This is a genomic window from Gillisia xinjiangensis, from assembly GCF_046298265.1.
In the GTDB taxonomy this organism is placed as follows: domain Bacteria; phylum Bacteroidota; class Bacteroidia; order Flavobacteriales; family Flavobacteriaceae; genus Gillisia; species Gillisia xinjiangensis.
In genome coordinates, this window is record NZ_JBKAHK010000155.1 from 1 (window position 1) to 500 (window position 500).

Annotated in this window: 1 protein-coding gene; it reads right to left on the reverse strand. The window is 73.4% G+C overall.

What is annotated here, in order from left to right; genetic code table 11:
- Window positions 1-363 (reverse strand): cation transporter (locus ACKGJN_RS16980; RefSeq protein WP_409540775.1); only part of this gene is annotated, 363 nt, incomplete at its 3' end.
- Between the last annotated feature and the right edge of the window lie 137 nt (window positions 364-500).

Here is a 500-nt window from a genome sequence, read left to right on the forward strand (position 1 = left end):
CGCCGCGACAGCGGCCAGCAGCGGCTCGGCGGTGGTGACCTTGGGGTCCCACTGCAGCCTCAGGCGGCGGGTGCCGAGGTTCACGCGTGCCTTGGCGAGGCCGGGCAGGCCCTCGACGGCGCCCTCGATGGTGCGGATGCAGCTCGGGCAGTGCAGGTTCTGCACGATGAGCGTCAGTGCGTCGCAGCCGTCATGCTGGTGGACAATGTGGTCGGCGAAGTCGCTCAGGCGCAGGCCGCCGCCGAGCGCGCCGGCAGCCTCCGCCGTCGCGCCGCCGGGACAGCAGCCGAGCGCCAGGGGGCTGACCGGGCCGCAGAGCGCGCCCGCCGTCTCCTGGCTGTCGCGGGTCCTTATTTGAGCCATAGGCGCGCCTTCATTTCGAAGGGGGCGTTGCGGCCGTCGGCGGCGCTGACCACAAGGTCCCAGTTGCCGCGCTCCGGCAGGGCGACCACGGTGCGGTAGCTGCCGGGAGCGGCCTCCTGCCAGACCAGCGGCTGGTC